At 53.0% G+C, this 20,163-nt stretch carries 16 protein-coding genes; 12 read left to right on the top strand and 4 right to left on the bottom strand.

Translation table 11 applies throughout. From position 1 onward, the window contains the following. Positions 1 to 13: 13 nt before the first annotated feature. From rnr to BV911_RS07710, 3 genes are all read left to right on the top strand, one after another. On the top strand, positions 14 to 2,269 hold the full coding sequence (rnr, locus tag BV911_RS07720) for a ribonuclease R (RefSeq protein ID WP_086053030.1): 2,256 nt from the start codon (positions 14 to 16) through the stop codon (positions 2,267 to 2,269). 106 nt (positions 2,270 to 2,375) lie between these two features. After that, positions 2,376 to 3,662 (top strand): lytic murein transglycosylase, encoded by a 1,287-nt coding sequence (locus BV911_RS07715; protein WP_086053029.1) that lies wholly within the window; start codon positions 2,376 to 2,378, stop codon positions 3,660 to 3,662. A 74-nt stretch (positions 3,663 to 3,736) separates the two neighbouring features. Then, positions 3,737 to 4,426, top strand: coding sequence for a GntR family transcriptional regulator (locus BV911_RS07710; protein ID WP_086053028.1), 690 nt, complete (start codon positions 3,737 to 3,739; stop codon positions 4,424 to 4,426). Positions 4,427 to 4,492: 66 nt separating this feature from the next. On the opposite strand, the gene BV911_RS07705 is transcribed toward BV911_RS07710, so the two are convergent. The 3 genes from BV911_RS07705 to BV911_RS07695 form a co-directional block, all read right to left on the bottom strand. Then, the gene (locus tag BV911_RS07705) at positions 4,493 to 5,776 is read right to left on the bottom strand and encodes a TRAP transporter large permease (RefSeq protein WP_086053027.1); all 1,284 of its coding nucleotides are present in this window, start codon (positions 5,774 to 5,776) and stop codon (positions 4,493 to 4,495) included. Positions 5,777 to 5,778: 2 nt separating this feature from the next. Next, the gene (locus BV911_RS07700) at positions 5,779 to 6,309 is read right to left on the bottom strand and encodes a TRAP transporter small permease (protein WP_086053026.1); all 531 of its coding nucleotides are present in this window, start codon (positions 6,307 to 6,309) and stop codon (positions 5,779 to 5,781) included. Between the two features lie 74 nt (positions 6,310 to 6,383). Further along, complete coding sequence (locus tag BV911_RS07695; protein ID WP_086053025.1) at positions 6,384 to 7,376, bottom strand: TRAP transporter substrate-binding protein; 993 nt, start codon at positions 7,374 to 7,376, stop codon at positions 6,384 to 6,386. A 611-nt stretch (positions 7,377 to 7,987) separates the two neighbouring features. Between BV911_RS07695 and glpD the strand changes: the two genes are divergently transcribed. Then, positions 7,988 to 9,571, top strand: a complete 1,584-nt coding sequence (gene glpD, locus BV911_RS07690) for a glycerol-3-phosphate dehydrogenase (protein WP_086053024.1) — start codon at positions 7,988 to 7,990, stop codon at positions 9,569 to 9,571. A gap of 112 nt (positions 9,572 to 9,683) precedes the next feature. After that, positions 9,684 to 11,174 (top strand): glycerol kinase GlpK, encoded by a 1,491-nt coding sequence (glpK, locus tag BV911_RS07685; RefSeq protein ID WP_086053023.1) that lies wholly within the window; start codon positions 9,684 to 9,686, stop codon positions 11,172 to 11,174. 38 nt (positions 11,175 to 11,212) lie between these two features. On the opposite strand, the gene BV911_RS07680 is transcribed toward glpK, so the two are convergent. After that, positions 11,213 to 11,473 (bottom strand): hypothetical protein, encoded by a 261-nt coding sequence (locus BV911_RS07680; RefSeq protein ID WP_086053022.1) that lies wholly within the window; start codon positions 11,471 to 11,473, stop codon positions 11,213 to 11,215. 1,165 nt (positions 11,474 to 12,638) lie between these two features. On the opposite strand from BV911_RS07680, the gene BV911_RS07675 reads away from it, so the two are divergent. From BV911_RS07675 to BV911_RS07645, 7 genes are all read left to right on the top strand, one after another. Beyond that, complete coding sequence (locus BV911_RS07675; protein ID WP_086053021.1) at positions 12,639 to 13,349, top strand: methyltransferase domain-containing protein; 711 nt, start codon at positions 12,639 to 12,641, stop codon at positions 13,347 to 13,349. Positions 13,350 to 13,488: 139 nt separating this feature from the next. Continuing rightward, on the top strand, positions 13,489 to 14,511 hold the full coding sequence (locus BV911_RS07670) for a UDP-glucuronic acid decarboxylase family protein (protein WP_205963818.1): 1,023 nt from the start codon (positions 13,489 to 13,491) through the stop codon (positions 14,509 to 14,511). Positions 14,512 to 14,533: 22 nt separating this feature from the next. After that, positions 14,534 to 15,553, top strand: a complete 1,020-nt coding sequence (locus BV911_RS07665; RefSeq protein WP_168184013.1) for a glycosyltransferase family 2 protein — start codon at positions 14,534 to 14,536, stop codon at positions 15,551 to 15,553. Between the two features lie 83 nt (positions 15,554 to 15,636). Beyond that, positions 15,637 to 16,536: a glycosyltransferase family 2 protein gene (locus BV911_RS07660; RefSeq protein WP_086053019.1), complete on the top strand. Its 900-nt coding sequence runs from the start codon at positions 15,637 to 15,639 to the stop codon at positions 16,534 to 16,536. Positions 16,537 to 16,603: 67 nt separating this feature from the next. Further along, positions 16,604 to 17,500, top strand: coding sequence for a lysylphosphatidylglycerol synthase transmembrane domain-containing protein (locus BV911_RS07655; RefSeq protein WP_168184012.1), 897 nt, complete (start codon positions 16,604 to 16,606; stop codon positions 17,498 to 17,500). 25 nt (positions 17,501 to 17,525) lie between these two features. After that, positions 17,526 to 18,971 carry an NAD(P)/FAD-dependent oxidoreductase gene (locus BV911_RS07650; RefSeq protein WP_086053017.1) on the top strand — a complete coding sequence of 482 codons (1,446 nt, stop codon included), beginning with the start codon at positions 17,526 to 17,528 and terminating at the stop codon, positions 18,969 to 18,971. 2 nt (positions 18,972 to 18,973) lie between these two features. Next, entirely contained in the window at positions 18,974 to 19,726 is a 753-nt protein-coding gene (locus tag BV911_RS07645; RefSeq protein WP_086053016.1) for a polysaccharide deacetylase family protein, read from the top strand. The last annotated feature ends 437 nt before the right edge of the window (positions 19,727 to 20,163 follow it).

Raw genomic sequence — 20,163 nt, 5'->3', positions numbered from 1 at the left:
GTAGGCCTCAAGCATGACACGCATCCCAACCAAGGATGAAATCCTCGCCTGGATTTCAGACCATCCCACCCAGACTGCAAAACGCGATATCGCCCGGGCCTTCGGGATCAAGGGGGCTGCGCGTATCGACTTGAAGAAGTTGCTGCGCGAGCTTGAGGCCGATGGCCATCTGGAAAAACGCCACCGCACCTATCGCGACCCCGAACGCCTGCCGCCGGTAAGCGTTCTAGAGGTGCTGGAACCGTCGGATTCCGGGGATATCTTTGCCCGTCCGCTGGAATGGGGGGGCGAAGGCGCAGAACCCAAAATCCTGTTCATTCCGCGGGCGGCTGAACCTGCTTTGGGGGCAGGGGATCGGATTCTGGCGCGTTTGCAGCATGTTGGTGCCGAAGATCATGTCTATGAGGCACGCCTGATCCGACGGATTGGGACAAGCCCGGCGCGGATGCTGGGGGTCTTTCGGGCCCATGAAGAAGGCGGGCGCGTGGTGCCCATCGACAAAAAGGCCAATACCGAGTGGCAAGTGGCCCCCGGTGCGACCTTCGGGGCCAAAGACGGCGAATTGGTTGAGGCCGAGCCTGCCGGTCCGCGCCACCGCATGGGATTGCCGCAAGCCCGGGTCGTGTCGCGTCTGGGTGATCCCAGTGCGCCGCGGGCTGTATCGCTGATTGCGATCCATGAACATGGTATTCCTGATCAGTTTCCTGAGGCTGTTCTGGCTGAAGCCGACGCCAAGACCCCGGCCCCTATGGGCAAGCGCGAGGATTTGCGCGACCTGCCTTTGGTGACGATCGACCCAGAAGATGCGCGTGATCATGACGATGCGGTCTTCGCCGAGGCGGACACGGGCGGCCAAAATCCGGGTGGCCATGTCCTGTGGATCGCGATTGCCGATGTGGCCCACTATGTGCGACCGGGAAGCCGGTTGGATCACGAGGCCCGCAAGCGCGGCAATTCCAGCTATTTTCCCGACCGCGTCGTGCCGATGTTGCCGGATGTCCTGTCGGGCGATCTGTGTTCTTTGCACGAAGGCGTCGAGCGCGCCTGTATGGCGGTTCGAATTCAGATTGATGCGGATGGGCGAAAGATCGGCCATCGGTTCGTGCGCGGCATGATGCGGTCGGCGGCGTCGCTGACCTATGGCGAAGTGCAGCGTGCCATGGATGGGGATCCCAGCCCGCGGGCTGAAACCATGCTCAGCGACGTGATCCGGCCGCTTTACGCGGCCTATGCGGCCCTGCGCAAAGCCCGCGAACAGCGCCAACCGCTGGAACTGGATCTGCCTGAGCGGCGGATCGAATTGAATGACGCCGGCAAGGTCACTTCGGTGTCCTTCCGCGATCGCTATGATGCGCATAAGCTGATCGAAGAATTCATGGTGTTGGCGAACGTCTGTGCCGCCGAGACGCTGGATGCGAAGAAGCGCCCGCTTTTGTATCGCGTCCATGAAGAGCCCAGCCCTGAAAAACTGGACGCGTTGCGCGAAGTTGCCGGGGCGTCGGGGCTGATTTTGGCCAAGGGGCAGGTGTTGCAGACCCGGCACCTGAACCGGCTGCTGGAAGCGGCGGCAGAGACCGATGCCGCAGAACTGATCAACATCTCGACGCTGCGGTCGATGACGCAGGCCTACTACGGGATTAAGAATTTCGGCCATTTCGGGCTGGCGTTACGTCAGTATGCGCATTTCACCTCACCGATCCGGCGCTATGCCGATCTGGTGGTCCATCGGGCGCTGATTACTGCCCATGGCTGGGGCGATGACGGCCTGTCGCCCGAAGAAGAGACGCGATTGGAAGCCACGGCCAAACACATTTCAGAGACCGAACGCCGGTCAATGCTGGCCGAGCGCGATACCACCGACCGGTACCTTGCGGCCTTTCTGTCGGAACGGGTCGGCAATGAGATCACTGGCCGGATCTCGGGCGTCACCCGGTTCGGGTTGTTCGTCAAACTGGACGGAACCGGGGCGGATGGTCTGGTGCCGGTCCGGTCGCTCGGGGCTGAGTTCTTCCACTTTGATGCCGAGACCCAGACCCTGATGGGGTCGGATACCGGCGTGACGATGCGGATGGGCCAGAACGTCACCGTTCGCTTGCTTGAAGCGTTGCCAGTGACCGGTGGGATCGCGTTGGAGTTGCTGGAACTGGATGGGAAAAGCTTGCCGACAGGTCCGCGACGGGCCCGGGGCAAGCCGACCCGACGGCGCGAAGGCAAGGCGCGGGCGAAGGTGGCCAAGACCAAGCGCAAGGTGATCCGGTCGCGCCGCTAAGCCTGGCCGGGGCGACCCGGCGGGCCGGAATGCTCTAGGCGGGTTGATTTATTTTCGCTACATTTTCAAAAAAATTAGCCAAAGGCTTCCAGAGCAGGAGCAGTCGATGCGAACAGGTCTATCCCATTTGAGCCTCTCTTTGTCGTTGGTTTTGGCGGGCGGCACTGTGGCCGTCGCCAATCCCAGTCTCGACGTGCAATCGCGTGCCGTCACTGAATCGCCGCGTCCCTTTACGAGGCCCAGCATGACGCCGAACATGTCCAACACGCCCACTGCTGCGGGATTTCAGGTTTGGGTGGTTGGCTTTAAACAGCGCGCCCGCGAGCAAGGCATTTCAGAACGCACGCTCGACAGTGCCTTTCGCGGCGTGACGCTGGACCCGGCGATCATCGCCCGGGACCAGAACCAGTCGGAATTTACCAAACAGCTGTGGGAGTATCTGGACTCGGCTGCGTCGGAGACCCGGATCGCAAACGGCCAAGCGATGATGCGCAAGCATGGGCAAGTGTTGGCGCAGCTACAGGCGACCTACGGGGTTGATGCCGAAGTGGTCGTCGCAATCTGGGGGCTGGAAAGCGCTTATGGCAGCAATCGCGGGTCGACTCCGATCATCGGCGCCTTGGCCACGATGGCGTATGAGGGGCGCCGGGGTGCTTTCTTTGAGGAACAACTGATTGCCGCTCTGAAAATCCTTCAGAATGGGGACGTGACTCCGCAAGGCATGACCGGCAGTTGGGCTGGGGCGATGGGGCATACCCAGTTTATCCCGACCTCCTATCTCAGCTACGCAGTGGACTTTGGCGGCGACGGTAAGCGGGATATCTGGTCGGATGACCCAACCGATGCCCTTGCCTCGACCGCGGCGTATCTGGCCGAGTCCGGCTGGCAGAGCGGCCACCCTTGGGGTGTCGAGGTGCGCGTGCCGTCCGGGTTTGACTTCGCCCAATCTGGCCATGATACGCGCAAGACGGTCACAGAGTGGACGCAACTTGGCGTGCGGGACATGGCCGGAAATACGGTGCGCAATTATGGGGATGCGGCGATCCTTTTTCCGGCAGGCGCGCAAGGACCAGCCTTCATGATCTTCCGCAATTTCAATGTCATCGAACGGTACAACGCCGCGGATAGCTATGTGATCGCGGTGGGGCATCTCAGCGACCGGATCAAGGGCGGATCAAACTTTCAGGGCAGCTGGCCCCGGTCGGACCGTGCGTTAAAGCGCGATGAGCGCGTCGAGATTCAAGAGCGACTGACAGCCAAAGGCTTTAGCACCCAGGGCGTCGACGGCCGGATCGGGCCAAATACAATTGCCGCTATCCGAGAGTTCCAATTGGCGGCTGGGATGGTACCTGACGGATATCCTTCGGTTTCCTTACTGCAAAAACTGCGCTAAGTTTAAGCAGGAACGACCAATCCTTGATCTAACATTCAAGTATGGTAGATTACGGATAAAATCGGAACCCCCCTATGAACCTTCCATCTTCAGGTCGAGATGACGTGCGCCGCACCAATGCCGACGATGTGTTCGGCGTCTTGCGGGATGAAATCGTATCCTTGGACCTTATCCCTGGTACGAAATTATCCGAAGCGGACCTCGCTCGGCGGTTCGGGGTTTCCCGTCAACCAGTCCGTGAGGCGTTGATCCGGCTGAATCATCAGCGGCTCGTACTGGTTCGTCCGCAGCAAGCCACCGTCGTTTGCAAGATCTCAGCGAAGGATATCTTGCATTCCCGCTTCGTCCGCATCGCGGTTGAGGTTGAGGTTGCGCGTTTGGCCTGCCGGAATGTGACCGACCGTGATTTGAACGCCCTGCAACATAATTTGGATAAGCAGGAAAAAGCGGTCGAGGCCACCGATTATCGACGTTTTCATACGCTGGATTATCGGTTTCATCGCCTGCTGTGTATCGCTGCCCGCGCGGAATTAATCTATCGCACTGTGGCTGAAAGTAAGCAGTATGTGGAGCGGATCTGTTTGCTTGAATTGGCCATACCAGAACGGTTTGCCACAACCTATCAAGATCACAAGGCGATTTTTGCGGCGCTTGTCGAGCGGAACTCCTGTGAGATGGAAGCGCTGCTTCGGGTACATTTGGCCCGGTTAAACGGAACTCTGCAAAGCGTTCGTGCCCAGAATCCCGAATTTTTTGACGACTGATTTGCCGACTTAGGCTGTGATGGCGCGCCCGCCCTTTTGGACAGGCGCGCCTTCGGTGTGGTGCGATCAGGGGTACAGCAACCCCGGCAACCAGAGCGAGACTTGCGGCACATAGGTCACAAGGATCAGCGCTGCCAGAATGGCGAGGTAGAAGGGCCAGATCGTCTTGAGGGCTTCTTCGATCTTGATCTTGCCGACGGCACATCCCACGAACAGGCAGGAGCCCACTGGCGGGGTGCACAGGCCGAGGCCAAGATTGACCAACAGCATGATGCCGAACTGGGTCGGATCCATGCCCAGACCTTTCGCAATCGGCAGGAAGATCGGGGTGCAGATCAGGATCAGTGCTGCCATGTCCATGATCATGCCAAGGATCAACAGGATAACGTTGATCATCAGCAAGATGATGATGGGGTTGTCCGAGATCGACACCAGCAGATCGCTGAGTTGCGACGGCACCTGATACAGCGCCAGCAGATAAGCAAAGGAACTGGCGAAGGCGATCAGGATCATCACCATAGAGGTGGTCCGCACCGCACCCTTGACCGAAATCAGGAACCCTTCAAGGGTCAAGCTGCGATAATAGAACCGGCACAGGAACACCGCATAGAGCGCCCCGAAGGCCCCGGATTCGGTCACCGTGAAGATGCCAGACAGGGTGCCACCGACAATGATCACAGCCGTGACCAGCCCCGGGATTGCATCTGCCGAGGCCCGACCCACTGCCCGCCAGCCGGGAAACGGTTCGGCTGGGTAGTTGTGTTTGACGGCCAGTGCATAGGCTGCGATGGCCAGACAAACGCACATCAGAATGCCGGGCATCACGCCGGCCATGAACAATTTAGAGACCGAGATGCCGCCCCCGGCTGCAACGGCGAAGATGATCATGTTGTGGCTGGGCGGGATCACGATCCCGGCGATGGACGAGGTAACGGTTACGTTGACCGCGTAATCCGGACGATAGCCGCGTTCCTTCATGACCGGAATCAACAAAGAGCCCAATGCAGAAATGTCCGCGATGGCGGACCCTGAGATGCCACCGAACAGCATGCTGGAGAAGATGTTGACCATGGCGAGGCCGCCCTTGAAATGCCCGACCAAGGCCGACGCCAATCGGACAAGACGAATGGCGATACCGCCGTGCAGCATAATTTCGCCGGCGAAGACGAAAAATGGGATGGCCAACAAGGAAAAGACCGAAACGCCAGCGGTAGCGCGCTGGAAGGTGATCAGCATCGGAAAGCCTTCGTACCAGAAGGCCGAGGCAGCGGCGATGCCCATCGCAAAGGCCACGGGCATGCCAATGACCACGCCGACGCCAAAGACGCCGAGAAGAAGTGCCAGACCCATATTTAGAGGACCTTTCCGAATTGAGCGGCGTTGGGGTCGCCAAATGTGAGGATGCGCAGGATGGCGCGCGATCCGGCGAACAGACAAACCAATCCTCCGCAAGACGTGATCGCGAGGGTGCGGAAGCTTTCTGGAATTTGAAGCATCGGCAAAAGCGTGTCCCAACCGAAGCGCATCAATGAGATGCCGGCGATCAGCATGACGGCGCCAAAGATGGCAAGGGTAATGTCGGTCAGGATGATCAGAACGGACCGTGCCGGTTCTGGGACCATATCAAGAAACAGCGTGACCCCAAGATGGGAGTCTTCGTGAACACCGACAGCTGCGCCAAGGAAAGCGATGTAGCAAATCAGAAGAAGCGCAAGTTGTTCGACCCACGTGGGCGTAACGTTCAGGACGTAACGGCCGAAGACCAGCCAGCCGAAAGTGACGATGAGGACGACCAGTGCGCAGGAGGCGACGGTAAGACAGACCCCGCTGACGCCGTTTAGAAAGAATCGGACGCGGGCAACCGTAGCGGACGATACGGGCATTTCGATATCCCTGGAAAATGAGGGTTAAAAAAAATGGCCTGTCGAAGTGACAGGCCATTTTGATGAGGGACGGATCAGTCCGCGTTGCGGATCATGTTGACCAGTTCTACTTGGTCGGGATTGCTTGCCAGATACTTTTCATAGACCGGGGCCATCGCCTCTTGGAACGCGGTCTTGTCGGCGATGGTGTTTACGATCGTACCGCCAGCAACCAGCGTTTCCATGCTTTTCTTTTCACGCTCTTGCCACAGCGAGCGCTGCAATTCGGCGCTGGACTTACCGGCTTCTTTAACGATCACCTGCTGTTCCGGGGTCAGCTTGTCCCATGTGCGCTTGGACATGCACAGGCATTCGGGAATGATCAGGTGCTCGGTCAGCGAGTAGTATTTTGCCACCTCGTAGTGGTTGGTCGACTCGTAGGACGGTGGGTTGTTCTCGGCCCCGTCGACGACACCGGTTTTCAGCGACTGGAATACTTCGCCGAAGGCCATGGGGGTGGCGTTTCCGTCCATTGCTTCGATCATGGCAACATATAGATCGTTGCTCATCACCCGCACTTTAAGTCCGGTAATGTCAGCGGGCGTGTTGATCGGCATTTTGGAGTTGTAGAACGAGCGCGCACCGGCGTCGTACCAGCCCAGCGGGACCAGTCCTTTGGCTTCCATGCCGGCACCGATCGCTTCGCCGACCTCGCCATCCATCAGGCTGTACATGTCGGGAACGCTTTTGAAGATGAAGGGCAAAGACACGATATTGGTCTCTGGGATCGACTGCCCCATCGGCCCAAGGCTGAATTCACCGAAATCGATCGCACCGAGTCGGGTTTGTTCGATGGCATCGGGCTGATCGCCGAGCACACCGTTATTATAGACCTTGCCGGTGATTTCCCCGTCGGTGCGTTCGGTTACTTCATCAAGAAACGCCTGCATGCCGATGCTGACTGGATAATCGTCAACGTGGATATTCCAGCCGCGCAACTCAAGCGCAGAGGCCGCACTTAGGGTCAGGCCCGACACGGCGATCGCGGTGACAGCGCCAAAGCTCAGTCGTGATAGTGATGATGTCATTGGTATTCCTCCCAGAATTTTGTGCTCTCAGTGTCGCACAAGGCGTTCTTCCGAACCCGAAGGGACCGGAAGAACGCCTCGACACTCAAGGCACACTACCATACCAGATAGACATGACAAGCACGGCGTAGGGCCAAGGCTGCAAAACATTTTGCGGGACCCATGCCGCGTTACGTGTCCGATTTCTGGATGGGACGAAGCGTGGCCACCAGACGCTTGCTGGTTACGAATGTGGAACCTCGAACGAGATTGGTCGTTGATACCCCAAGGCCGTGAAAGACGACGCGGTCGGCGCTTCAAATGCGCGGCTTGGCCGTCACATACTTGCGATCATTTTCCTTTTTGCGCGATTGTGCGTGCGATCACATCGTGTCAATCGGAGGCTCGGTTCTTTGAGTTTTGATCATTTATGGCGCACAATTTTCGTTTTTCGTCGATATTTTCGTCTGATTAGTCGTAATCGACCGGTCGGTGTGTTGGACAATTTTTGCCAAAATCGGCATTTTTAGGTTGGAAATTCGCCATAACGAACATAAACGAAAATCAAGTTTTGACAGGAACGGAAAATCGTGATTTCCATAACGGCGAAGTCACCGGGTTGGAGGGGCAAAATGGCGCCGGAAACGCAGGCGAACCACACGACCGATCTTTTTGTTATCGGTGGGGGGATCAATGGCTGCGCAATCGCACGCGATGCCGTCGGACGCGGGCTGTCAGTGTCGCTTGCCGAGATGAACGACCTTGCTTCGGCCACGTCGTCAGCGTCGACCAAGCTGTTTCACGGCGGATTGCGCTATCTGGAATATTTTGAATTTCGGCTGGTCCGTGAGGCCTTGATCGAACGCGAAACCCTGTTGCGGGCGATGCCCCATATCAGCTGGCCGATGCGCTTTGTGCTGCCGTACCACCCGGATATGCGGTTCGAGGGGGAAACGCCGACCTCAAAGGTGCTGAACACGGTGATGCCGTGGATGAAGGGGCGTCGACCTGCGTGGCTGATCCGGTTTGGATTGTTCTTGTATGACACTCTGGGCGGGCGTCAGATTCTTCCCGGGACAACGACCGTCGATCTGACCCACGCGCCGGAAGGCGGGCCGCTTCAGGATCGGTTCGAGACGGCTTATGAGTACTCCGATTGCTGGATTGAAGATAGCCGTCTGGTGGCCTTGACGGCGCGAGATGCGCGCGCGCGCGGCGTGGAGGTCATGACCCGAACGAAGGTGCTGTCCGCCGAGCGCGAGGACGATCACTGGAAAATTACGCTGCAGCCGAAGGATGGCGGTGCGCCGTATGTCCGCCGGGCGCGGATGCTGGTCAATGCGGGTGGCCCTTGGGTGAAGGACATCATCCAGAACACGGTTCGGGTCAATTTGGCGGACGGTGTTCGCTTAGTGCGTGGCAGCCATATCGTGACAAAAAAACTGTTCGATCACCCGAAATGCTATTTCTTTCAAGGTGAAGACGGACGGATCATTTTTGCGATCCCCTATGAGACCGATTTTACCCTGATCGGAACTACGGATGCCGAACATCCGGACCCCTCGATCAAGCCGGTTTGCACCCCTGCCGAGGCAGATTACCTAATGACCTTCGCGTCGAAATATTTCGAGACGCCGGTCACGTGGGACGATGTGATCTGGAGCTATTCCGGCGTGCGTCCGCTCTATGATGATGGGGCTAAATCGGCGACCGCGGCGACTCGGGACTATGTGCTGCATGTCGATCAGTCGGCCGGTGTGCCGTTGCTGAACATCTTTGGGGGCAAAATTACCACGCATCGCCGCCTCGCCGAACATGCTTTGGATAAGATCGTGCCGTTCTTTTCCAAACTGCGCGGGTCTTGGACTGCGGGCGTGCCGTTGGCAGGCGGCGATTTTCCGGTCGATGGCGTCGAAGATTTGGTGGCTCAATTACGCCGCGATCACGGGTTTCTGGATGAGTTCTGGGCGCGACGTCTTGTGCGTGCTTATGGCACCGAAGCCCATCAGCTTTTGAAAGGGGCGAGCAGGCCTCGGGATCTGGGCGTGTCTTTTGGCGGGACGTTGACGGAACGTGAGGTACGCTGGCTGATGGAGCGCGAGTTTGCGGTTGAGGCTGAGGATGTGGTTTGGCGGCGATCAAAGCTTGGTCTGAGGATGTCGAAAGATCAGATTGCAGCGCTGGACGTATGGATGCGGGGCCATCCATACCGCTGATGATTTCCCTGTTCGCGGGGCGTAGTTCCAAATTGCAGGATCGTTCGTGTTCGGCCACGATACGGGGGACGTGTCAGTGACCTTGAGAAGAACCGGACCGGAGGGCCGTATCATGACCTATACCCTTGCTATCGATCAGGGCACGACCTCAAGCCGGGCCATTTTGTTCGATGCGAAGATGAAGAAAGTCGCGATTGAGCAGGAAGAATTTGCGCAGCACTACCCGGCATCTGGATGGGTCGAGCATGAGCCAGAGGATTTGTGGGACTCCACCCTCAGAGTCTGTCGGGCAGTCTTAAAAACAGCAGGGATTTCTGCGAATGATATTGCCGGCATCGGGATCACCAATCAGCGCGAGACAACGGTTGTCTGGGATAAGACGACGGGAAAAGCGATTCATCGGGCGATCGTCTGGCAGGATCGGCGCACCGCAGAGTTTTGCCGCGAGCTGCGCGATGCCGGGCACGAGGCGATGTTTACGGCACGCACCGGTTTGTTGTTAGATCCTTACTTTTCGGCCACAAAATTGAAATGGATCCTCGACCATGTCGACGGTGCGCGAGAGCGGGCTGAGCAGGGGGAATTGTTATTCGGGACTGTGGATAGCTTTTTGATCTGGAAGCTGACCGGCGGTGCCGCGCATGTTACCGACGCCACCAATGCCGCCCGGACGTTGCTCTATGATATTCACAAAGGGCGATGGAGTACGAACATCTGCGCCATGCTGCGTATTCCAACGCAGATGCTGCCAGAGGTCAAGGATTGTGCTGCCGAATTCGGCACGCTGACCGGCGATCTTCTCGGGGCAGAGATTCCGATTTTGGGGGTGGCCGGCGATCAACAGGCCGCGACATTGGGCCAGGCCTGCTTTCAGCCGGGCATGTTGAAATCAACCTATGGCACTGGTTGCTTTGCCTTGCTCAACACCGGCACCGTACCGGTTGCCTCTCAGAACCGGTTGTTGACCACCATCGCTTATCAGTTCGACGGAACGCCGACCTACGCGCTGGAGGGCTCTATCTTCATTGCAGGCGCCGTGGTTCAGTGGTTGCGGGACGGGCTGAAGATCATCGGTGCCGCTCCGGAAACGCAAGAATTGGCTGCCACGGCAGACGAAACGCAGTCACTGGTCTTGGTGCCGGCCTTTGTCGGGCTTGGCGCACCCTATTGGAACGCAGAGTGCCGGGGGGCTGTGTTTGGTCTGACGCGCAATTCTGGGACTGCGGAATTTGCCAAGGCCGCGCTAGAGAGTGTTGGCTTTCAAACACGCGACCTCTTGCAGGCGATGACCGCTGACTGGGAGGCTCAGGGGTGCGAAGATGTGCTACGTGTTGACGGCGGAATGAGTGCCAGTGATTGGGCGATGCAGTTTCTGTCGGACATTCTCGGCGCGCCAGTGGACCGGCCGGAAATTCGCGAAACCACCGCGCTTGGGGTGGCATGGCTAGCGGGGATGCGCGCCGGAATTTATCCGGATCAGGCCGGGTTCTCTGAAAGCTGGGCATTGGAGCGCCGCTTTGAGCCGCAGATGGATGTGGACACGCGAGAAGAAAAATATGCACGTTGGAAGCGGGCAGTGGCGGCGACCATAGACGCGGGGTGATGGCGGCATTGTCCGACCCTTTTGGTTGTGGCGGAAACCTACAGCAGGCGCTCGACCAGCACGCTGCCCGGTCTCAGCGGCTGATCGAACGGGCGCTTCATGGTGAAAAACACATGGATGGCTCCATGGGAAGAGGGTTCCGGGAGGTCGCTTTTTCCAGTCGTTTCAGCGTGCCAGGCCATGTCAGGATCAAACCAAGTCGCATGCGAGCCACGCAGCCTGAGCGGTGCGTTGTCATTGGACCAGTTGCTTGTGTGGTAGCGGACGGAGAAGGCTTTAACATGCGCCTCGGCTAACACATAGGATCCGCTAAATGGTTCATCCTAAGCGATAACCGCATCAACACCTGACGGATTTGAAAAACAACGCGCCCTTAGCTTGGGAGGTCACGTTCCGGAAGGTTGTAAGGCTGTTTCCTGAACCGTTCCTGTTGACTTTGTAGCCGTCTTTCATCGCTTGCACTGGCGTTATTCTGTCCCCGGTTAATCGGGAATCCGCTAGTTGTACTGTCAAAGATAGCGGAGCAGCGTTGTCTCCAATTCTTCGCCAGATCGGAAGTGATGGCTTTGCTGCGCTTGCTCAATGCGACCGTCGATTCTTTCAACCATCCCGTAGGTTCGAGGTGACTTCGGCGGGATCGGGCGGTGCCCGATATCGAGGGCACCGCAGACTGTATCGAACGCGTCTTCACCGGTCGTGTCGCGCTTCTGCAGGCCTAAGATCCGATCCGTGACCCTTTCCCCTTATTGGGCAAAGAGGTGCGTATCAAGGACCGGGAAAGCACACTCCATATCCCGCAAGAAACGCCGTCGTTAGCTGCAGTCTTGGCGCTAAGAATAAGGATGAAGACCCACCGTGTGGCTCGATTGACGGTCACAAACAGGGATCGGCCGCGGGTTTCATCGGTCAACCGCGTCAGATAATCCCCGTCAACGTAGAGGAATTCGGAGTCCTAGGCCCTGAAAGCGCTGTGTCTTGGTCCGGCCGCCTCGGCCGTTTATCGCGCCGGTTTCCGACGCCGTGTCGGGGCAGGCCGAGGTCCAGCCTAAAGATCGAGGGACCCGAGATCAGGAGTTTGCGCACCGGCAGGCAGCAGGTCACCGCGTGCTCGAGCAGCATCGCGGGAAGGGCCACCGCAACGATTTCCTACACCGGGGTCAACGTCGTTTTCAGGCAGTGTAGCGTGAGGCAGCGGTGGCAGTGTTTCCATTTAAGCAACGATTGCCCCGTTATGGCAAATCGGTCCCCCATGGTGGATTAATTAGGACCGATTCATTTTGAATACGATGGAATCATTAGAATAAACTATAAAAAGTCAAAATAATTGCGTGATGCGATAAAATAGGATAAGTAATTAGAGAAGTTGCTGTTTGGCAAGAGATAGGGAAAGCCCTACTTTACGAAAGATAAAGGTTTTGTTCGATAGGATGATTGTATTGGAATAATCAGAGGGGGGAGGCAAAGATGGGCGTCGGTCAAGATATTTCAGCTGGAAATGCCGGTTGGACATTCGGGGACAATGTTCCGGACACGTTCGTTGATCATATCAAGCTATCTGTGCCTCTTTACGAAGATGGACACAAACTCACCTGCCAATTATCCGATTTTTTTGTCAAAAATGACAGTCTTGTTTACGAGATTGGTACCTCGACTGGCGAGTTGATTCGCAAGTTGGCAGTCCACAATGCCATGAAGCGAGGTGCCCGCTGGGTCGGCTTGGACATCGAGCCTTCTATGATCAAGGCCGCTACGGATCACTGCAAGGATGTTCCGACCATTAAGATTATGAAAGAAGACGCTCGTTTTATGGATATGGAGCGAGCGGACATGATCGTTAGTTATTACACGATGCAATTCGTTCCACCACGGTTTCGACAGGATTTATTCACCAAAATCTACGAGACGCTGAACTGGGGTGGGGCGTTAATAATGTTTGAAAAAGTTCGTGGCCCGGATGCACGGTTTCAAGACATTATATCCCAACTGTATAATGATTTCAAAATTCAGAATGGCTTCTCAAGCGAAGAGGTTGTGGAAAAAGCGCGTAGTTTAAAGGGAATATTAGAGCCATTTTCCACGCAGGGGAATTTGGATCTAATGCGGCGTGCAGGATTCCAGGATGTAGTCACTGTTCAAAAGTATCTTTGCTTCGAAGGATTTTTGGCAATTAAATGAATTTCTGAACTGCGAAGTGCCAAATGAAACCGTTGGTGGAATATTGCTTGAATATGGATATATCTCAAAATATCAGTTTGATCTTTAAAAACGGACCTGTCCGAATCCACGCACCTTACGTCAGATATGAGGTTTCAGGATGAACACTATTTCTGATCTGCGCCTCAAGAAGCGAATATTGGTAACTGGTGGGGCGGGTTTCCTAGGATCGCATCTTTGTGAGCGGTTGCTGGCACAAGGAAATGAGGTTTTGTGCATCGATAACTTTTTCACAGGGCGTCGTCAAAACGTTGCACACCTTCTGGGCTGTCCGGATTTTGAATTAATCCGTCACGACGTCACATTTCCCTTTTACGCTGAAGTGGATGAGATTTACAATCTCGCCTGCCCCGCGTCACCGATACACTACCAGCATGACCCGGTTCAGACGACCAAGACCTCGGTACATGGTGCAATCAACATGCTCGGTCTGGCCAAACGAGTTCATGCCAAAATACTTCAGGCATCGACATCAGAGGTTTATGGTGACCCTGCCCAACACCCTCAACGCGAAAGTTACTGGGGTAATGTAAATCCAATAGGATATCGCTCCTGCTATGATGAGGGAAAACGCTGTGCAGAAACGCTGTTCTTTGACTATTTTCGACAACACAAAACCAGAATCAAGATTGCACGAATCTTTAATACTTATGGGCCCCGCATGCATCCAAAAGATGGCCGCGTAGTGTCCAATTTTATTGTACAAGCGTTGGCAAACGAACCAATCAGCATTTATGGGCGAGGAGAACAGTCTCGTTCGTTTTGTTATGTTTCTGATCTAGTCGATGGATTAATCCGACTAATGGATTCTCCAGATAATTTTACCGGTCCGGTCAATATTGGTAACCCGAATGAATTATCAATCCGAGAGCTAGCAGAAATTATTCTATTAATGACATCGTCTAAGTCAAAGCTGGTATTTCAGGAGCTGCCTAGTGATGACCCTTTTAGGCGCATGCCGGATATTACGCTCGCACTTAGTGCTATTAATTGGACGCCTCGGATAAGTCTGCGGAAAGGCCTGGCTTTGACAATTGAACATTTTCAACAACAAAAGCTGCAAGCTCAAAAAGGGTCCGGTTTTATAACAAGAGAAAATTATTGTTATGACCGCGGGGAATGACATGGGGGAATGCGGAGTAAATATGATTTCAGCTCAAGGTAGGCAGATAAGCGTTATCATGCCCGCGTACAACGCAGCTTTATTAATTTCAGACGTATTGACACCATTGTTGCAAATGCGAGAGTCGGGTGAGTTGATAGAAGTCATTGTAGTGGACGACCACTCTGAGGATGATACTTTTCTCCTTGCGCGCCAAACGGGCGCTACAGTCGTCCGGACAAAACGGAATTGTGGTCCTGGAGCTGCGCGAAATCATGCAGCGACTATCGCTAGAGGAGATATATTATGGTTTGTCGACTCGGACGTCCTCGTCGCTAAAGAAAGTGCAAACCAAGTTTGGGCAGCGTTTAACTCTCAGGACGTCGATGCGGTGTTTGGCTCGTACGATTCTAAACCCTCAGGAAAGCCATGGTTCTCTCGTTACAAGAATCTATCCCACCATTTCTACCATCAGCGTGCAAACCGAGAATCGAGTACGTTCTGGGCGGGCTGCGGGGCTATCCGGGCTGATGTTTTTCGGAAGTTGGGTGGGTTTGATGTCGAAACCTATCGTGTTCCGTCGATCGAAGATATCGAGTTGGGATATCGGATAAAGCGGGCGGGAGGTCGTATTCTGTCGATGCCAGACCTACAAGGCAAGCACTTGAAGGTCTGGACGTTAAAGAATGGCATATTTACGGACATTTTCAGACGTGCTTTGCCGTGGTCGCGATTGATGATGTCCTATGGTACAATAGAAAATGATCTTAATGTAGCCTGGGATGAGCGATTAAAGGCTGTAATTTCGGTTCTGTTTTTGTCAAGTGCAATTATTGCGACATTTAATATCACATTATTGCCATTTTTTATAGTTTTCGGAGTTATCACTGTTTGGTGTAATGTAGAGTTCGTAAAGTTTTTTTTTCGATCCGGCGGATTCTGGTTTGCATTGTTTGCGCTGTCCTTTCATCAGTTTTATTATACGTATTCGTCTTTCGCATTTGCTTGGTGTTGGGTGGAACGCCACATATTTAGAGTTAAGGCCAGGCGTCACGTTCCCTGACTGCATGCAGATTATTGTTCATCCACTTCGATAGAAACAAAGCTGAACGGTTTAAACAAAAACTGAAATAAAAGGGTAATCAAATGGATGGGTTCAATCTGGAAAAAAGCACTGAGCTCGGGAACGATATGATGTCTATGAGTGTGATTATTCCGGCATACAACGAAGAATTAGCTGTGCGGCGAACAATTGAGGAGGTTTTTTCTGCTCTGGAGCCGACCGGAATAGAGTATGAAGTGATTGTGGTTGATGATGGATCGAAAGATCAAACGCGGTCCGAAGCGCTCTTGACCCGCGCAAAGGTTACTTGGAATGAAATGAACTCTGGCTATGGTGCTTCATTAAAGCGGGGCATCCGAACTGCAAAATACCCGTTCATAGCAATTTTGGATGCTGACGGTACATATTCAGCGCAGTATTTGCCAGAAATGCTCGAGTTGTGTCGTTACCAAGACATGGTAGTTGGAGATCGGGGAGCTACCATGCGAAATGTTCCGCTGATCAGGAAGCCTGCCAAAGTTGTGCTTAATAGTTTGGCATCATTTTTGGCCGAACGAAAGCTTAACGATTTAAATTCAGGGTTGCGAATTTTCAGAAAATTGGAGCTAATGCCATTTCTGCCACTTTTGCCTCAAAATTTTTCATTCACGACAACAATTACTTTGTGTATGTCCTGCAGTGGAAAAAGGATGGCGTACTTTCCGATAACGTATCGAAAGCGTATTGGTGACTCTAAAATTAGACCTATAGATTTTTTAAATTTTATCATTCTTGTTTTGAGGGTTATTGTTTTGTTCAACCCTCTCCGTGTGTTTATCCCGCTTGGGCTTGCCTTGTTCACCGTAGGTTTTGTCAAACTGTGCTACGATTTAACTAAATGGAATTTGAGTGAATCTGCGATCTTTGCGTTCCTCGCCGCGATAACGATCTGGTCTCTGGGGTTGATCGCAGATATGATCTCACGACTTCATTTGAGGCCATAACGTGGGGTTTCGGGCAAACTTTAAAACGTTAAGAGTGCGGTGGCTATTCCGCACAGCCGGATCGGCGTTGGCCTTAATTATATTGTTTTTGGTTTTGCCAATAGAAACTGTATGGAGCAAACTGGAGAGAATTCCGACGCCGCTCTTTCTCTGGATTATTTTGATTTTTACAATTGGGCATTTCGCGGCCGCTGCAAAGTGGTGGAACTTACTAGGACGTAAGATTCCTTTTATTACGGCTGTGCACGCTCATATGGCAGGCATGGCTGCTAACCTATGTCTTCCAGGCGTAGCTGGTGGCGATGCGGTCCGTGCAGGCGTTGGTTATTCGGGGTATCGGGATGGGGCGAGAGTTTTTTCTGGTTCTGTCGTAGATCGGTTGATGGATTTGCTTGCGTTGGCATGTTTGGGATTGATAGGATTTTTTAAAATAGAAGAAATACCCTATGACGCTGATACATATCTTATTTCCATTGCAGTTGTTTTTTTTATATTTGTTGGCGCTCTATTTGTGTTCCCGCCGCTTGCCTTAATTATTCGCCGCAGGCTGGTCATTAAATTATCTATCCCGCCGATTATCTTTAAGGTGGTGGAGGCTTTGTCCGAATTTGCCAGAATGCCTTTTCTGCTTGCATCAACATTTCTCGCGTCCATTGCAATTCAGCTTCTATTTTTGTCTTTAGCGTATCGGTTGTCGTTAGCTATAGGGCTCAATGTTTCATTCTCTACTTGGTGCTTCGCATGGCCAGTTGCCAAGATTGTTAGTGTTTTACCTATTTCCTTAGGCGGTCTTGGTGTTCGAGAAGCGATTCTCGCTGCGCTGTTGATTCCATTTGGAGCCGACGCGACTCAAGTTGTTGCTGCTGGATTGTCTTGGCAAGCTGTCCTTTTTATAACTGGTGGATTGAGCGGATTTATTCTTATTGCGGGAAACGCAGGAGTAAGGTGGAGAAGAAAGGAATGAAAATTACCTGGGAGATGGAGGATTTATGAAATACGAACCGGCGGATAGTTCATGGGCGACAACTGTTGTGGTTCTTGGGGCAGGACCTGCAGGGATCGCATCGGCATATGCAATGAGCAAGCGGAAACTGGGTCAAATTCAGGTATTTGAATCTGCACCAATGGTTGGGGGGAACTCTTCGTCTTTCATGATCGATGGTATATGGTGTGACTTCGGATCTCATCGTTTTCATCCAGTGGCTGATCCCGTCGTACTCACCGATGTAAAGAGAATGCTCGGTCCGGATCTTTTGCTGCAACCTCGCCACGGTCGAATTCGACTAAGTGGCCGTTGGATTCGCTTTCCATTAAGGATGGGAAACGCAATGTCTCACCTTCCAGTGAGTTTTTTTGCTTCTTTATTTGTGGACAGTATTCTTAAGCCATTCCGTTCGAGGTCGCCAGGTTCTCAGACGTTTTCTTCAATTTTACACGACGGTCTGGGGCCAACAATTTCGAATAACTTTTACTTTCCGTACGTTAAAAAGCTGTGGGGCCGAGAGCCAGACGAGCTGGCTGTAACTCTGGCTGAGCGACGGGTTTCGGGTAATTCTATAGGTAGGATTGCCGGGAAAATCTTGCGTTTTCTGCCAGGGCTTCGGTCGCCGACGACCGGGAGATTTTACTATCCGAAGCGAGGCTTTGGGCAAATTGTTGAGACCATGGCGGACCGCGCAGTTGCTCAGGGGGCGCAGTTCAACTTAAACTCAAAAATTTCAAGAATTGGTCATGAGAATGGCCGTATCACTGAAATTTGTTTTATTTCAAATGAAGCTGAAACGAGCTTTCGAACAAATACTATCTTATCTACCATACCGATCCCGACTCTAATATCGCTCATGGATCCACCGCCGCCATCGAAAGTAAGTGACGCCGCGAAGGCCATTCATTACAGAGGGATGATTCTTTTGTATTTAGTTCTCGAGACAGATCGATTTACCGAATATGATGCGCATTACTTTCCTGAACTCTCAATTCCGATCAGTAGGATGTCTGAGCCAAAAAATTATAACTCGGCTTCCGATCCCGCTGGTCTAACCATATTGTGTGCAGAATTACCGTGTGATCCTGGAGATATTTGGTGGGGGATGGATGATGAGGCTCTTGGCAAGAAATTGTGTGGATGGTTGGGTGAAGTCGGTCTTCATGTCGCGGTTCCGATACGGCGTTGCCACAGTCGTCGTCTCACGCACGCGTATCCGGTGTACGATTTGAAATATTCTGAGCATTTTGAGGTAATGGACGCGTGGTTGCAGGGTATCGACGGGCTTCTTAATTTCGGTAGGCAGGGATTGTTTGCACATGATAATACTCATCATGCGTTCGCGATGGCGTATGCCGCTGTTGAGTGCATCGATAAAAATGGAAAAATCAATCGTGAAAAATGGAAAAATTTTCGTTCTGAATTTAAGAATCATGTTGTAGAGGATTGATTATGGGCGGTGCCGCTGTCGATATTCTGATGTACCATTCCATTTCCAATGATGTAGGGCCGACATCTATAACTCCGCAAGTTTTCTCCAATCAGATGGAAATGGTGGCAGAATCCGGTATCCAAGTTATTTCTATGGATCAATTTTTAGTTTACTCATTAAATCCAAACGCACATTCTGATCGGGCAATCGTTTTGACATTCGACGATGGATTTCAAAATTTTGCAGATACTGCATTTCCCATTTTGCAAAGGCACAAGTTTAGGGCTACGGTTTTTCTTGCCACTGATTATGTTGGTCAGACAGATATCTGGGAGCAATCTAATAGTTCTTCAAAAAAAATTTTACCTTGGGGTGTTGTTAGGGACCTAAGTCGAAATGGAGTAGTATTTGGTAGTCATTCCGTAAGCCATGCAGATTTAACTCTTCTTAAACCCAATACATTGAAGGTAGAGTTAAAAGCTTCAAAGCAAGAGATCGAGTGCAAAATTGGCAAGGCTTGTAAGCATTTTGCTTTTCCTTATGGAAGGACGAATGATGAAGTGAATAATATGGTTTCTAGGTACTATACGAGTTCTGTTGGGACCCGGTTCGATAGGACCACTGTAGGTTCGAGTGTCTATAATCTTCCAAGACTTGAAATGTTTTATTTTAACCATCTCGATCGTTGGCGAGACTATCTGGGTGGCCGTGGAGCCGGATATTTTGCGGCGCGCCAACTTTTGCGTAAACTACGAAGGCGTTTGACGACTTGAATGCCATCGGCGGATAGTTTGTGCTCACGGCTCATCCAATTTGGATGATTGTGATGATTCAGGCTCCGCAAGGAGACTCGTTTTATGAACTGTTTAGGCTGACCGACACACATCCTTTGTGCATTCGTCGGTACTCCTCCAAGGGTCGCGCCGTTTCATGCGTCGATGATATGCACGTTCTGAGCAGCATAATACTCACAAATTTTATAGAACTGCGGTGCTTGGATGCTCCACATGAGTACTCCCCGCCGAAGGCGCTATACAGTCGATGGAAACGATGGTTGTTCATGGGGGTGTTCGCTCGGATCATCCCAAGTTCGACAAAATCGGCTCGATTTTGGGCAGGATCTTCGAGCCCCAGCATATAGTTTCAATGGGTTGGAGTCTGTGTAAGACTGATTTCGGTGAAAGTCGTGTAGTTACACGTCCTATAACTT

Source organism: Pseudoruegeria sp. SK021 (assembly GCF_002119405.1).
GTDB lineage: Bacteria > Pseudomonadota > Alphaproteobacteria > Rhodobacterales > Rhodobacteraceae > Meridianimarinicoccus.
This window is presented reverse-complemented; position numbering and strand designations above follow the sequence as displayed.